The organism is Microbacterium paludicola (genome assembly GCF_039529675.1).
Classification (GTDB): domain Bacteria; phylum Actinomycetota; class Actinomycetes; order Actinomycetales; family Microbacteriaceae; genus Microbacterium; species Microbacterium paludicola.
In genome coordinates, this window is the sequence record NZ_BAAANG010000024.1 from 1 (window position 1) to 14147 (window position 14147).

General features: G+C 70.6%; 16 protein-coding genes and 2 tRNA genes. 9 read left to right on the forward strand and 9 right to left on the reverse strand.

Annotation, left to right across the window (positions count from 1 at the left end):
- Nucleotides 1-65: 65 nt before the first annotated feature.
- The 5 genes from ABD161_RS11500 to galU all read right to left on the reverse strand — a co-directional run bounded on the left by ABD161_RS11500 (nt 66) and on the right by galU (nt 3065).
- Complete coding sequence (locus tag ABD161_RS11500; protein WP_344002898.1) at nt 66-299, reverse strand: hypothetical protein; 234 nt, start codon at nt 297-299, stop codon at nt 66-68.
- A gap of 82 nt (nt 300-381) precedes the next feature.
- Nucleotides 382-454: transfer RNA gene (locus ABD161_RS11505), tRNA-Ala, on the reverse strand.
- A gap of 76 nt (nt 455-530) precedes the next feature.
- A complete protein-coding gene (locus tag ABD161_RS11510) occupies nt 531-1445 on the reverse strand; it encodes an AAA family ATPase (protein WP_344002901.1) in 915 nt (304 codons plus the stop codon).
- 99 nt (nt 1446-1544) lie between these two features.
- Nucleotides 1545-2153, reverse strand: coding sequence for a GNAT family N-acetyltransferase (locus tag ABD161_RS11515; protein ID WP_344002904.1), 609 nt, complete (start codon nt 2151-2153; stop codon nt 1545-1547).
- A gap of 24 nt (nt 2154-2177) precedes the next feature.
- Nucleotides 2178-3065 carry a UTP--glucose-1-phosphate uridylyltransferase GalU gene (galU, locus tag ABD161_RS11520; protein ID WP_344002907.1) on the reverse strand — a complete coding sequence of 296 codons (888 nt, stop codon included), beginning with the start codon at nt 3063-3065 and terminating at the stop codon, nt 2178-2180.
- 107 nt (nt 3066-3172) lie between these two features.
- On the opposite strand from galU, the gene ABD161_RS11525 reads away from it, so the two are divergent.
- From ABD161_RS11525 to mscL, 3 genes are read left to right on the forward strand one after another with little or no spacing between them, the layout of a single operon-like run.
- Nucleotides 3173-3799 (forward strand): 5-formyltetrahydrofolate cyclo-ligase, encoded by a 627-nt coding sequence (locus ABD161_RS11525; protein WP_425560882.1) that lies wholly within the window; start codon nt 3173-3175, stop codon nt 3797-3799.
- 24 nt (nt 3800-3823) lie between these two features.
- Entirely contained in the window at nt 3824-4087 is a 264-nt protein-coding gene (locus ABD161_RS11530) for an FmdB family zinc ribbon protein (protein ID WP_344002910.1), read from the forward strand.
- Between the two features lie 43 nt (nt 4088-4130).
- Nucleotides 4131-4538 carry a large conductance mechanosensitive channel protein MscL gene (mscL, locus tag ABD161_RS11535; RefSeq protein ID WP_135115386.1) on the forward strand — a complete coding sequence of 136 codons (408 nt, stop codon included), beginning with the start codon at nt 4131-4133 and terminating at the stop codon, nt 4536-4538.
- Nucleotides 4539-4651: 113 nt separating this feature from the next.
- Here the strand turns inward: mscL and ABD161_RS11540 are convergent, their stop codons facing one another.
- Nucleotides 4652-4852, reverse strand: a complete 201-nt coding sequence (locus ABD161_RS11540; protein ID WP_344002912.1) for a hypothetical protein — start codon at nt 4850-4852, stop codon at nt 4652-4654.
- A gap of 4 nt (nt 4853-4856) precedes the next feature.
- Entirely contained in the window at nt 4857-8540 is a 3684-nt protein-coding gene (locus tag ABD161_RS11545; RefSeq protein ID WP_425560884.1) for an AAA family ATPase, read from the reverse strand.
- Nucleotides 8541-8774: 234 nt separating this feature from the next.
- Here ABD161_RS11545 and ABD161_RS11550 point away from each other — a divergent pair, with 234 nt between their 5' ends.
- Both ABD161_RS11550 and ABD161_RS11555 read left to right on the forward strand, forming a co-directional pair.
- Nucleotides 8775-9329 carry a methylated-DNA--[protein]-cysteine S-methyltransferase gene (locus ABD161_RS11550; RefSeq protein ID WP_425560885.1) on the forward strand — a complete coding sequence of 185 codons (555 nt, stop codon included), beginning with the start codon at nt 8775-8777 and terminating at the stop codon, nt 9327-9329.
- Entirely contained in the window at nt 9326-9958 is a 633-nt protein-coding gene (locus tag ABD161_RS11555) for a DNA-3-methyladenine glycosylase I (RefSeq protein WP_344002917.1), read from the forward strand. The genes ABD161_RS11550 and ABD161_RS11555 overlap by 4 nt, the downstream gene beginning before the upstream one ends.
- Nucleotides 9959-10038: 80 nt before the next feature.
- Here ABD161_RS11555 and ABD161_RS11560 read toward each other — a convergent pair whose 3' ends face one another.
- Nucleotides 10039-11685 carry a solute symporter family protein gene (locus ABD161_RS11560; protein WP_344002920.1) on the reverse strand — a complete coding sequence of 549 codons (1647 nt, stop codon included), beginning with the start codon at nt 11683-11685 and terminating at the stop codon, nt 10039-10041.
- Complete coding sequence (locus ABD161_RS11565) at nt 11682-12032, reverse strand: DUF485 domain-containing protein (RefSeq protein WP_406918103.1); 351 nt, start codon at nt 12030-12032, stop codon at nt 11682-11684. Before ABD161_RS11565 ends, ABD161_RS11560 begins: the two co-directional genes overlap by 4 nt.
- A gap of 140 nt (nt 12033-12172) precedes the next feature.
- Between ABD161_RS11565 and ABD161_RS11570 the strand changes: the two genes are divergently transcribed.
- The 4 genes from ABD161_RS11570 to ABD161_RS11585 all read left to right on the forward strand — a co-directional run bounded on the left by ABD161_RS11570 (nt 12173) and on the right by ABD161_RS11585 (nt 14133).
- Entirely contained in the window at nt 12173-13033 is an 861-nt protein-coding gene (locus tag ABD161_RS11570; RefSeq protein ID WP_344002923.1) for a response regulator transcription factor, read from the forward strand.
- Nucleotides 13034-13127: 94 nt separating this feature from the next.
- Nucleotides 13128-13472 carry a histone-like nucleoid-structuring protein Lsr2 gene (locus tag ABD161_RS11575; protein ID WP_344002926.1) on the forward strand — a complete coding sequence of 115 codons (345 nt, stop codon included), beginning with the start codon at nt 13128-13130 and terminating at the stop codon, nt 13470-13472.
- A 208-nt stretch (nt 13473-13680) separates the two neighbouring features.
- Complete coding sequence (locus tag ABD161_RS11580; RefSeq protein WP_135115392.1) at nt 13681-13962, forward strand: Fe-S cluster assembly protein HesB; 282 nt, start codon at nt 13681-13683, stop codon at nt 13960-13962.
- Between the two features lie 99 nt (nt 13963-14061).
- Nucleotides 14062-14133: transfer RNA gene (locus ABD161_RS11585), tRNA-Arg, on the forward strand.
- Nucleotides 14134-14147: the final 14 nt, after the last annotated feature.

The following is a 14147-nucleotide window of genomic DNA, read 5'->3' on the forward strand; positions in this document are numbered from 1 at the left end:
ACTACGCTGACCAAGAATCAGGCCAGCCGGCACCTGCTGGACAAGCCTCCCGATAGGAACGAAAGTCAGGCCGATTCAGCCGGCTCGACAGCCTCGCGAACACCTACCACAGCGCTCACGAGGGCCTCGATCAGATCGTCGGAGTCCTCACCGACCTCGGTGACCTCTACAGCAAGTGCGAACCTGCTGAACGCCGCATGCTCAACCGCGCGCTGTTCAAGCGAATAGTCATCGACGAGGACGAACACGTCACGTTCGTGCCAGCCGAACCGGCGGCCGCTGTCCTCGCGCAGGAGCATGGGGGCGAGACGCCCCAACCGGCTCCGGACGCGAAACTGCCCCGCCATCAGGCGGGGCAGATTTCGAATTTCTCAACTTACGTGGACCCAGGGGGATTCGAACCCCCGACCTTCTCATTGCGAACGAGACGCGCTACCAACTGCGCCATGGGCCCGTGAACCTCGTCAACATTACCAGACCCGCGGCGGGCTCCCGCACGCGGGCGGGAGCCCGGGCGTGCCGGATCAGGATCAGGCGGACGCGCGCCGCGTGAGCAGGTCGCGGACGTGCGCCTCGATCTCGGCGTCGTCGACGTAGCCCATGCGCGAGTACGGCGAGGACGCCGCCGCCTGCTCGGTCCGGACGGTCTCGATCGGCACGGGAGCGGGACGCAGCTGCGCGGCACGCTGGCGCAGGGCCTCCTGCTCGGCGGCCCGTCGCAGCGCCTCGCGCGCCTCGGCCTCGGCCCTCGCGGTCTGCGCGCGCGACCCGGCGGTCGCGGTGAGCGGGGCCGGCAGCGAGCGCGGCACCCAGCCGCGATCTGCCTCGTCGAGCAGCGGAGCCGGCGCGGCGCGGCGCACCGGAGCGGCACCCACCGCGGGGGCCGCGGCGCGGCGCGCCGCACGCGCCTGCACGGCGGCCATCCGCTGCAGCATCGCGAGCGCGAGGAGCGTGATCGCGATTCCGGCGCTCAGCCACACGGCGCCGGCGCCGGCGATCAGCGCCCACGTGCCGAGGCCGCTCAGCGCGATCCCGGCGAGCGCGGCCACGGTGGCGACGAGCCTCACCCGACGGCGGGCCTTCGCCTGACGCACCTCGGGGGCGGATCGCAGAGCGGCGATCTCGCGGCGCTTCTGCTCGAGGGCGACGAGGTCCTTCTCGACCTGCAGGCGGCTCTGCTCGATCTTGAGCCGGCTCTGCTCGGCCTGCACCTGCTTCGCCAGCTTCTGCTTGGCCGAGGCCTCGCGAGCGGTGAGCTCGACGCGGACCTCCTCCGGCGTCTCGCTGGTCTCGGCGAGCACGCGCAGGGCCTGGTTCAGGCGCACGGCGTTGCGCTCGGCCGCGTTGTACTGCGCGCGGCTCTGCCAGGTCGGCAGCAGATAGACGAGCCACAGCAGCGTCGCGACCGCGACGACCACGCCTCCGCCCAGCAGCTGCCCATCCATGCCCCCCACGGTAGGCGACGCCGCCCCGCCCACCCGGCAGGCGGCGGGCGTGTCCTGCCGCATCGCCTGCGCTGCCCGTGCCGATCCCGGACGCGTGCGCTAGGGGATGTCGGCGGCGTGCTGCGGGGCGCGTCCGGACGCCCAGCGCTGCAGCACGCCGTCGGGCACGTCCTCGGTCGTCAGCGCGAAGGCGTAGTGGTCGCGCCAGGCGCCGTCGATGTGGATGTACCGCCGCCGCAGGCCCTCGTACCGGAAGCCGAGCTTCTGCACCACGCGCAGGCTCGCCGCGTTCTCGGGCCGGATGCAGATCTCCATCCGGTGAAGCTGCAGTTCGGTGAAGCACACGTCGGTGGCGAGGGCGACGCCCGTCGGCGTGATCCCCTTGCCCGCGAAACGCTCGCTCACCCAGTAGCCGATGGTCGCCGAGGACAGCGATCCCCGCGCGATCCCCCACACGTTCAGCTGGCCGGCGATCTCGCCGTCATACTCCAAGACGAACGGAACCCCCTGCCCGTCGCGGTACTGCTGCAGCAGGCGGCGGATGCTGCCGCGCATGTCGAGCGGAGCGGGGCCGCCGGGGCTCGTCGCCTCCCACGGCCGCAGCCAGGAGCGGTTCATGAGCAGCTCGTTCTGCAGGATCCGCGCGTCCCGATGACGAACGAGCCGGATGGAGATCGGCCCATGCTGTCGCGGGGCGAGACCGTCCATCCGGCTCCTTCGGGAAATGTGTGGCTACAGCGTCTTCGCGAACTCCTTGAACCACGGGCGCAGCTCGGGTCCGAGGTCCTCGCGATCGGCCGCGAGGCGCATGATCGCCTTGATGTAGTCGACCCTATCGCCGGTGTCGTAGCGACGGCCGCGGAACACGACGCCGAACACGCCGGGGCCCTCGGCGTCGGTCGCGACCTCCTGCAGGGCGTCGGTCAGCTGGATCTCGCCGCCCTTGCCCGGAGCGGTGCGGGCGAGGATCGGGAAGATCTCGGGCGAGAGCACGTAGCGGCCGATGATCGCCAGGTTGGACGGCGCGTCCTCCTTGGCCGGCTTCTCGACGAGGCCCTTCACCTTGACGACACCTTCGGTGTCGGTCTCCTCCACGTCGGCGCAGCCGTACATGTGGATGCTGTCGGGGTCGACCTCCATGAGGGCGATGATCATCGCGCCGCGCTTCGCCTGCTCGGCGATCATCGTCGTGAGCAGCTCGTCGCGCTCGTCGATGAGGTCGTCACCCAGCATGACCGCGAACGGAGAGCTGCCGACGTGCGCCTCGGCGCGCAGCACGGCGTGGCCGAGGCCCTTCGGCTCGCCCTGACGCACGAAGTGGATGTCGGCGAGGTCGCTCGAGGCCTGCACGCGCTCGAGACGCGCCTTGTCGCCCTTGTCGAGCAGCTTCGTCTCCAGTTCGGGAACCGCGTCGAAGTGGTTCGCGAGCGCGTTCTTGTTGCGCCCGATGATCATGAGGACGTCGCGGATGCCCGCGGCGACCGCCTCTTCGACCACGTACTGGATGGCCGGCTTGTCGACCACCGGCAGCATCTCCTTCGGAGTTGCCTTCGTGGCGGGGAGGAAGCGCGTGCCCAGGCCGGCCGCGGGGATGACTGCCTTGATCTTCGGGGGATGCATGCCCTTATCGTAGGCGAAGGGCGTTACGCGTCTGTGATGGTCTGCTGTCACCGGCTCCGCGTCGTCCTGATCCGACCCCCGGCGAGCCCGCGCCTAGACTCTTCGCAATGCGCCGCACGGAGCGGCCGGAGGGAGACGACGTGACGGACTCGCTCGATCAGGCCAAGCGGGCGCTACGCGCCGAACTCCGCGAGCGACGGCAGCAGCTGTCCGACGCGCAGCGCGAGAGCGCCGCGGAGGGCATCCGGGAGCAGCTCGAGGCACTCGTCGACTCGCTCGGCGCACGCAGCGTCTCCTGCTTCCTCTCCTCGCCGACGGAGCCGGGCACCCGCTCATTCATCAACGCCGCGATCGAGCAGGGCCTGCGCGTGCTGCTCCCCGTGATGCGCGAGGACGGCCTGCTCGACTGGACCGTCGCGTCGCCCGGCGGCCAGGAGGTGCAGAGCGCCCTCGGCGTGCCCGAGGCTGTCGGCGAGCTGCTCGGGCCGATCGCGGTCAACGACGTCGACCTGATGATCGTGCCGGCCGCCGCCGTCGACAGGGGCGGGATGAGGATGGGCTGGGGGCGCGGCTTCTTCGACAAGACCCTGGGTTCCATGGCGCGGCGTCCCCCCGCCTATGCCGTCATCTATGATTCGGAACTGGTCGACAGCGTGCCGCAGGACGTGCACGACCAGCCGGTGACCGGGGTCGTGACCCCGACGCGCACCGTGCGGCTGCCGGCCGACACCTGACTCCTCCGACACCTTCGAGGTCGCATGCCCACCTATGCCTATGCCTGCAAGACCTGCGGGCACGCGTTCGACGCCGTCCAGTCGTTCAGCGACGCCACCCTCACCGAGTGCCCCGCGTGCGGCGGCGTGTTGCGCAAGCAGTACGGGTCCGTCGGCGTGACGTTCAACGGGTCCGGGTTCTACCGGACCGACTCGCGCGGTTCGTCCGACGGGCGTGCCGCTGCCGGCGCAGCGTCCACCCCTCCGGCATCATCGAAGCCGGAGGCGTCGCCCAGTTCGGGCGCGTGAAGGGAATGACGCCGGCGATCGTGCCGGCAAAGGGGGAGGACCCATGATTCAGGGCTTCAAGGAATTCATCTCGCGCGGCAACGTGATCGACCTCGCGGTCGCCGTGATCATCGGCGCCGCGTTCAGCGCGATCGTGACCGCCGTGGTCGAGCACATCGTGAACCCGCTCATCGGCGCTCTCGTGCCGTCGGGCGACCTCGCGGGCTGGGTGATCCCGATCCAGGGAATCTTCGCCACCGCGAACTTCGGCATCGGTGCGGTGATCTCCGCGATCATCAACTTCCTCGCGGTCGCCGCCGTCGTGTACTTCGCGCTCGTGCTGCCGATGAACAAGATGGCCGAGCGCCGCGCAGCGAAGCTGGGCGTCGTCGAGGACGAGCCGGCCGCACCCACGCAGGAGGAGCTCCTCGCCGAGATCCGCGACCTGCTCGCGGCGCAGCGCCGGGCCTGACCCGCACGCATCGCGAAGGCCTCCCCGGATCATCCGGGGAGGCCTTCTTCGTACGCGAGTCGGATCCGACCGGGTCCGGGATCGACCGGATGCCCGGATCCGTCGGATCCGCGTCAGTAGTGAGGCGGCACGTCGCGGCGCAGGCGCTCGTCATTCGGTCCGCGGTCGGCGGATGGATCGACCGGCGCCTTCTCGCCGCGCAGCGTCGCCTCCGCCTCGGAGTCGGTGAGCGTGCCCTCGACCGGCGTCAGCTTGGCGCGGCGCGAACCGCGCACGCGCACCACCCGCTGACGCGGCGGCTGCTTCTCGTCCACGGCCTCAGAGGCTGAGCGGCTGGGTGTCGCCGTCGGCGCGCTGCGCCTCGGGAGAGACGCCCAGCACCGCGGCGATCCGCTCGGCCACGGCCGCCGGGTCGCTGTACAGGTCGAACGCGTGCACGCGCACGTAGTGCCAGCCCAGCCGGCGCAGCACGTGGGGCCGCAGCCGCAGCGACTCGCGCAGCGACTCGCCCCGCGACTCGGGGTCGGGCTCGACCACGACCGCCTTGCCGCCGTGCTGTGCGACGAGCGGCAGCAGTCCGCGGTAGTCGACGTCGACCGCCACGCCCAGACGACGCAGTTCGCGCGCGAGGGCGAGCGTGAGCGGATCGGCAAGGTCTTCCAGCCGCGCCTCGCGACCGCGAGCGGCGATGCTGCCGAGGATGCCCATCAGGGTCGCGGCGCCGTGCTCGAGCCGCCCCTCGTCGAAGGCGGACGGGCGGATCGACGACACGATCACCATCGAGCGCCGCGCGCGCGTCATGCCGACCGTGAGCAGCCGCTCGCCGTCGGGAGTCGACAGGTCGCCGAATTCGCTGAGCACGCGGCCGTGCTTGGTGAGGCCGTAGCCGAGCGAGAAGATGACGCGGTCGCGACTCTCGGCCGTGGCCTCCTCGAGCGTCAGCACCGCCAGCGGCTCCGCCGTCTCGCGGGCGACGAAGTCGGCGACATCCGACCGTCCGGCGAACGCCTCCATGATCGCGGTGCGCACGCGCTCGGCGTGGCGGCGGCTGGCAGTGACGACCATGAGCGACTCCGCGGGGCGGTTCACCGCGTGCTCGACCACGAGCGTCACCACGCGCGCCACCTCGGCGTCCGGGCTCTCGACGGATCCGGTGATCGGGTCGGGCGTGCCCGATCCGCCCTCGACGTAGTCGACCGAGAGGCTGCCGCGCCCGAGGTACGAGCCCGCCCACGGTAGCGACACGATCTCGCCGCCGTAGAACGCGTCGTTGACGAGCTCGGCGAGGTCCTCTCCCCCGGCCCGGTAGCTGCGCGTCAGGGTGGCGAGGGGCAGCACCTCGGCGAGGTTCTCGAACAGGCTCTCGGAATCGAACGCGGCGTCGGCGGCGGGCTCCCCCGCCGCGGCCACGGCGAACTGCGTCGGCCGCTGCGTCACGGGGTCGCCGAAGGCGACGACCTGGCGCGCGCGGCGGATGGCCGGCACCGCCTCGGCGACGCCGATCGCGCCCGCGTCGGCGATGAGCACCACGTCGAACGCGGGGTCATCCGGAATCGAGGGGACCTCGTACGGCGACGCGATCCAGACCGGGGCGAGGATGCGCCCCAGCGTCGGGGCCTGCGCGAGGAGATCCTGCGGCGTGACCCGACCCTGGGTGAGGGCGCGGCGGAGCGCCGCCGACTCCTCGGGCTCGTCGACGATGCCGATGCGCCACTGCGCGGCGAGCTGCCAGGCGAGAAGCGGGCCGGATGCGGCGGCGTGCGCCTCGTCGACGAGGCGGAAGTCGCGCTCGAGCCGATCGACGACCGAGGTGTTCGCGCCGAGGAGGGCGCGGTCGTGCTGCAGCAGGTGCTCCAGCACCGACTGCCACCAGGCGAACTCGAGCTCCTCGCCCACGCGCTCCTCGTCGACGTGCCGCACCGACAGCTCCGTCAGCAGCGGCTCGAGGCCCAGGCGCGCGAGCTCGGAGCGCAGCTCGGCGCGCTCCACGATGTTGTCGAAGACCTCCGACTCGGCGGCGAGGCCGGCGAGGGTGCGGACAAGACGCTGCACGGGCATCGCCGCGAGGCGCGTGCCGCGGCCGAGCGCGCGATCCAAATCCGAGAGCTCGGCCTCGACGCGCTGCCACTCGACCTGGACGTCGGCAAGACCCAGCGGGATGTCGGGGATGGTGCCGACGTCGACGAGCTTCTGCCACTGCGCGCGCTGGTGCTGGATGCGCACGAGCGCCTCGTGCATGTCGGCGAGGTGGACGCCGGGGCGCAGGTACTCCTTGGCGAGGCGCTTCAGGCGGCGGCGCGCGGCCCCCGTCATCTGCGACTCGCGGCGCGGACCGTATGCGCGGATCATGTCGGCAAGCGGACGCTCGAACACGGTCGGGCTGAAGCGGTCGAGCGAGTCGCGGATGCCGTGGAGCAGGCGCAGGAACTCGCCCAGCTCGTCGATCGTCGTGAACGGCCGCATGCGCGTCTGCGCGATGAGCTCGTAGCCCCGCTCGAGCAGCTCGGGCACGCTCTTGTGGTGGAGCTTCCCGGCCTGCTCGTGGGCGCGGCGGGCGTCCTCGGTCGTCGCGAACGTGACGCCGTACCAGGGCGAGTCGTCGGGGCCGACCTTGAACTCGCCGAGGCGCGCCGCGAGCGCGAGGGTCTTGCCGGCCGAGACGCGGTCGCCCGCGAGGGCCTCGAGCGCGCGGATGCCGAGGCGCGCCGACGTCGAGGGCGGCTCCGGAAGCGAGGCGAGCTTCGTCAGCGCGCGCGTCGCGTCGAGCACCGAGACGTTCAGCCTGTCGTGCCGGCGGGTGAGCGCGCGGCGGTAGTCGCGCAGCACGGTGCGCAGACGCACGAGCGCATCGTCGACCTCGGCGACCTTCGGCTGCTCGGCCTTCTCGTTGCGGCCGATCGCGCGGATCAGGTCGCGGCGCAGGTCGGCCGGCGAGACGGCGAGTCCGTCGAGGCCTATGCCGGCCAGCCGGTGGCGCACGCCGTCGAGCGTCGCGCGGCGGGCGCTGACGACGAGCACCCGCTTGCCGGCGCGCACGAGCGAGCCGACTGCGTTGATGACGGTCTGGGTGCCGCCCGTGCCGGGAAGCGTATGGACGACCAGCGATTCGCCGGCCGCGATGCGCGCGAGCACCGCCTCCTGCTCGGCATCCGCGTCGAGGAGCAGGGTGTCGGCGGCGGGCGCGCGCTCATCCGGATTCGGCACCGCCGCGGGCGTGACCTCCGCGGCGAGCGCGGCGAGGTCCTCGCGGTGTCCGGCGAGAGCGTTGAGCAGCGGGTGGTCGAGCCTGGTGAGGTCGCGCGCCATCGCGCCGCCCACCTCGGCGAAGGTCGAGACGATCAGGCGGGGACGCACCGAGAACGTGTCCACGTGCGCGAGAGCGGCACGGAGAGCGTCGATGACCGGCTGGGGCTTGAACACCCCCTCGCCGTAGGCGAGCGCGGCGAGCGCGTCGCCGTCGAGCTCGACGCCGAAGTGGTCGCGCGCGGCGCGCACGAACTCGGGGTTGACGGTGAAGTGACCGTGGAGCTTCAGCTCGAAGTCGCTGTGGTGACGCCGGATGGCCAGCGGGCGCAGCAGGACGGGCGCGGCGAACTGCTCGTCGGCCACACGCCACACGGCCATGCCGACCGCGAGTCTCACGGCGTCGATGCCGCGCACCGTGCGCAGCTCGAGGTGCTTGGTGGTGATGCGCTCGGCCGCGATGCGCGCGGTGCGCAGGGCAACCTCGTCGCGGAACAGGTTCGACAGCAGCGTCGACTTGCCCGTGATGAACTGCGGCAGGCTCCCGGGATGCGCTTTGGTGATGTCGATGCCGGCCTCCGGCACCTCGGTGCCGTCGACGCCGATCGGGAAGTGAAGCAGCGGCGAGGGGCCCCCGAGATCGCCCGCGACGGTGCGCAGCCGCTCTCGTTCGGGGTCGGCGACGTGCGCGACCACGATCCCCGGCTCGGCCACGCCGAGATCGGTCGGGGTCACGATGGTCCCCGTGTCGTCTGCCACGATGCGATCCACCGCGGAGCTGCCTTCTGTCCGCCACACGTGAGCCAGGGTAGGCGCGGCGTACGCGCATATCGCGCGGGCGCGGCGGAGTTTCGCCGGATTGGGTCCGGGCGCGTCGTCCCAGTCCGTGGTAATAGCCGCCTGGTTGGTCCACAGGCCAGGGAGGCGACCGGATCCATCCCCCGCCGGCTGGAACCGGACCCGGTGTCCGCGGCACGCGTCAGGATGGGGGACGTGACCCTCCGCTACGACCTCGGCGCGACGCCCCTCGGCGTCGTGACCACCGTGCTCTCCGACCACGGCGTGCTCGCACTGCATGTGTCGGACGACACCGACCGCTGGGTGCTCGAGCTGCTCGCGCAGGAGCACGGCGTGGTGCCCGACCACGTGCCGGGTTCCGCCGGAGCGCTGTTCACCCAGCTCGACGAGTACTTCGAGGGGCGGCGCGAGTCGTTCGACGTGACGATCGACTGGAGCCTCACCCACGGCTTCGCGCGCGATGCGCTGCAGGCGGTGTGCACCATCCCCTACGGCGAGACCGCGAGCTACGGCGAGGTGGCCGTCATGGCCGGCAGGGCCCGCGCGCACCGCGCCGTCGGCACCGCCTGCCGCACCACGCCTTTCTCGCTCGTCGTCCCTGTGCACCGGGTGATCCGCTCCGACGGATCGATCGGCGAGTACGGCGGCCGCCCCGAGAACAAGCGCTTCCTGATCGACCTCGAGAAGGTCGCGCCCGCGTCCTTCTCGATCCCGCCCGCGCCGGCCTCTGCGAACGGAGACGACTTTTGACCGATACCATCACCGATCTGGTCACCGGGCCCGATGGCCTCGTGCGCCCGCTCTGGGCGGCGCGCGATCCGCTCATGCAGTCGTACTACGACACCGAGTGGGGAATGCCGATCCGCGACGAGCAGGGCCTGTTCGAGCGACTCAGCCTCGAGGGGTTCCAGTCGGGCCTGTCGTGGGCGACCATCCTGCGCAAGCGCCCCGCCTTCCGCGCCGCGTTCGCCGACTTCGCGCCGGATGCCGTCGCCGCATTCGACGAGTCGGATGTCGAGCGGCTGATGGCCGACGCCGGCATCGTCCGCAACCGGGCGAAGATCCTCGCCACCATCGGCAACGCTCGGGCGACCGTCGCCATGCGCGGCACCGTTCCGGATGCGGACGGAGGTCAGAGCGGGGGGCTGGCCGAGCTCGTCTGGAGCTTCCGGCCGCTGGAGACGCCGGCACCGCGATCCTTCGCCGACATCCCCTCGTCGTCGCCCGAGTCGCTTGCCCTGTCCAAGGAGCTCAAGCGCCGGGGCTTCCGCTTCGTCGGCCCGACCACGATGTTTGCGCTGATGGAGGCCGTCGGCATCGTCGACACCCACCTGGTCGACAGCCACCGCCGCGGCACGAGCGGCGTCTGGCCCGCGTGATCCCGCGCCCCTCAACGGCCGAGCGCCGGCCCGGAGGCGTGTAGGCCGCCCCGGACCGGCGCTCGGCGCCGTTCGTCGATCTAGTGGTGCACCGCCTTCTCGGCGCCGTGGCCGGTGAGCGAGCGCACCTCCATCTCGGCGGCGATCCGCGGGTCCTCCGATCCCTTCGACGTGATCGAGCCGAGCCAGCCGAGCAGGAAGCCGATCGGGATCGACACGATGCCCGGGTTGCTGAGCGGGAAGATCGCCGTTCCCTCGCCGGTCTTCAGGACGCTGGTCGGGCCGCCGAAGAACACCGGCGACAGCGCGATCAGCACGATCGCGGCGATCAGACCGCCGTACATGCTCCACACGGCGCCGCGGGTGGTGAAGCCGCGCCAGAAGAGCGAGTACAGGATGGTCGGCAGGTTCGCCGACGCCGCGATGGCGAAGGCGAGCGCCACCAGGAAGGCGACGTTCTGGCCGAGCACGGCGATGCCGCCGATGATGGCGAGGGCGCCGATCACGAGGATCGTGATGTTGGCGACCTTGCGCTCCTGCTTCTCGGTGGCCGTGCCGCGCTTGACGACACCGTTGTAGATGTCGTGCGAGAACGACGCTGCAGCCGTGATCGTGAGGCCGGCGACGACCGCGAGGATCGTCGCGAAGGCGACCGCGGAGATGATGCCCATGAGCACCGGACCGCCGAGCGCCTGAGCCAGCAGCGGAGCCGCCGAGTTCACGCCGCCCGGGGCGGTGAGGATCGTCCCCGCGCCGACGAGCGAGGCCGCGCCGTAGCCGAGCACGAGCGTCAGCAGGTAGAACCCGCCGATGAGCATGATCGCCCAGACGACCGACTTGCGCGCTTCCTTGGCCGTGGGGACGGTGTAGAAGCGCATCAGCACGTGGGGCAGGCCGGCGGTGCCGAGCACCAGGGCCAGTCCCAGCGATAGGAAGTCGAGCGGGTTCTTGTACTGCAGGCCCGGGTCGAGCACCGAGGCCCCGCCCGCGATCGCGTCGCCGAGGGCTTTCGCCGATTCGGGATACGTCTGGTTCTGCGATGCCTCGACGGCCGCGCTGAACAGGTCGACGCCCTGGATGGCGAGAACCCAGATCGTCATGATGACCGCGCCGCCGATGAGCAGGAAGGCCTTCACGATCTGCACCCAGGTGGTGCCCTTCATGCCGCCGATGAGCACGTAGCCGACCATCAGCACGCCGACGACCGTGACGACTGCCGCGGTGCCGATCTGGTCGGTCACGCCGAGCAGCAGGGCAACGAGGCCGCCCGCGCCCGCCATCTGCGCCAGCAGATAGAAGAAGCAGACGACGAGCGTGCTGATCGCCGCCGCCATGCGGACGGGGCGCTGCTTGAGCCGGAAGGACAGCACGTCGGCCATTGTGAACTTGCCGGTGTTGCGCATCAGCTCGGCGACGAGCAGCAGTGCGACGAGCCACGCGACGAGGAATCCGATCGAATAGAGGAATCCGTCGTAGCCGTACACCGCGATCGCGCCGCAGATTCCGAGGAACGAGGCGGCGGACAGGTAGTCGCCCGCAATGGCGAAGCCATTCTGCGTGCCCGAGAAGGAACGTCCGCCGGCGTAGAAGTCGGCGGCCGTCTTGTTGTTGCGCGACGCCCGGATCACGATGAACAGCGTCACCGCGACGAAGGCGCCGAAGATCGCGATGTTCAGGATCGGGTTGTTCCTCTCGGCCGTCTCTGCGGCCGCGGCGAAGACGTTCATGCGCCGGCCTCCTGCTTCTCGAGATCCTCACGGATGGCTGCGGCCTTCGGGTCGAGGCGCGCATTGGCGAATCGGACGTACCAGAGCGTGATGATCAGCGTCGTCACGAACTGGCCGAGACCGATCAGCAGACCGACATTCATGTCGCCGAAGACGGGCTGCGCCATGAAGTCCTTCGCCCAGCCCGCGAGCAGGACGTAGACGAAGTACCAGACGAGGAAGAACACGGAGAGCGGAAAGACGAACGAGCGGTGGGTGCGCTTCAATTCGCGGAACCGCGGAGAGTTCTCCTCCGCGATGTAATCGATGCGTCCCTGGGTGGGAGCACCGGGGGGCGTGTCTGTCACGAGGCCTCCTTGCCACATGTCGAGATCCACGGCGCTCCATCGCGCCGCGTACATACGGCCCCGAGCAGGGCAGGGCCGATGATAGGTTCGACGCTACGAAGGCGGCGAAGGGGCCGTCACCCCCGAAAGTTGGTACCCGGTTGACCCTGCAAGAGGAGCTCGCCGACGACCGTCGGCTGGTTGCGGATGCGGTGCGCGAACTGGCGCGGCGCACCCGCTTCCCCGTTGCGTTCGGGGGGCTCATCGAGAACGGCGTCGCGCGGATGACGGCGTTCGTCGGCAACCACACCGACGCGCTCGCGGGCCTGTCGGTGCGGCCCGAGCGGGGCCTCGGCGGGCGCGCGATGGTCGAACTGCGTCCGCGGATGACCGGCGACTATCGCACTGCCCGCCAGATCACGCACGACTACGACGTCTACATCCTCGGCGAGGGGATCGGCACCCTGCTGGCAACGCCGGTCATCGTCTCGGGTCGGGCCCGCGGCGTCCTCTACGGCGGAGCGTGGAGCCGCTCCACCGTGGGCGGTGTCGCCGCCGCGCCCGCCGTCCGCGTCGCGGAGGATCTCGGGCGGGAGCTCGCCAAGCGCGACGAGGCGCGACGCCGGCTCGCGGAGTCCGCGGCGCCGACCGAGGTCGACCTCTCCCCGCGTCACCGTGAGGAGCTGCGCGAGAGCTACGCCGAGCTCCGCGCCATCGCGACATCGATCGACGACGCCGCCGTGCGCGCGCGCCTTGCCGACGTGGAGCGCAGACTCGCCGCGCTGGCCGGATTCTCCGAGGCGCCTCGCACCGAGCCGATTCCCGCGGTGCGCCTTTCCCCGCGCGAGGTGGATGTGCTCGCACGCGCCGCGCTCGGCGAGACGAATGCGCAGATCGGGATGCTGCTGGGCCTTCGTGAGGGAACCGTGAAGGTTTATCTCAGCGCCGCGATGGCGAAACTCGATGCCTCCACGCGGCATGCCGCCGTTGCCAGAGCGCGTAAATGGGGCTTTCTTCCTTAGCAGAGCCGAGTTTCCTTTCCCGCGAATTGCACACCGTGGAAATGGGTACTTCTCTCCCCCTATATCTCCAGGGTCTAACCGGTATCATCGGCCCATGGCCCGAAAGATCGTTCACCAGCTCGTCGATGACCTCGACGGCACTGTCCTTGAGCCCGGCGAAGGAGAGACAGTCCTGTTCTCCCTCGATGGGAAGAGCTACGAGATCGACCTCACCGCGGACAATGCGCAGGCACTGCGCGACACGTTCGCGAATTACATCTCGGCCGCGCGCCGCATGTCGTCCGGCTCCTCCGGCTCTGCCTCCGCCCGCGGTCGCCGCCGCACCGGCCAGACCGATTACGGTCCTGTGCGCGAGTGGGCGAAGAAGAACGGCTTCACCGTCTCGGAGCGCGGCCGCGTTCCGGCGGCGATCATCGAGGCGTACGAAGCCGCGAATTGATCCTGTTTCCGACATATTCGGTCACCCCCGCCAGGGATCGCCTGACGGGGGTTTCCTTTTATCCGGGAGCGCAGCGTCGAGCCACGCCGGGCCCCGCGGCTTTGAGCCGTCGAGGATCCAGGTGTGTATCCCCTGGACGTCCCGCGTGACCCTTGCAATCGACGACGATTCTCGGAATCGTGGCCGGTCCCGAGGGAAGGAGAGCCAGATGCTCACGCTTACCGAGAACGCCACGGACGCCGTCCGCACCATCGTGTCTCAGACGCCGGATGCCTCGACCGCGGGGCTCCGCATCCAGGGCACCAGCGCGTCTGACGAGGGCTATGCGCTCACGCTCGCCCCGTCGCCCGAGCTGGGTGACACGGTCGTCGAGAACGGCGACGCCCGCGTGTTCCTCGAGCAGGTCGCAGCCACCGAGCTCGACGACAAGGTGCTCGACGCGCAGGTCACCGACGAGGGCGTGCGCTTCGCCCTCGCGCTCCAGCAGTAACGCGCCAGCGCGTCACGCGGCCGCCGCCCGGCTCATCCGGGCGGCGGCCGCGTTGTTGTGGAGGGCAGGCCGCCGAGCCCCGATAGACTTGCGGGGCCAGCCTCTGTAGCTCAATGGAAGAGCAGTTCCGTCCTAAGGAAACGGTTGGGGGTTCGAGTCCCTCCAGGGGCACCGAGCGATGGATG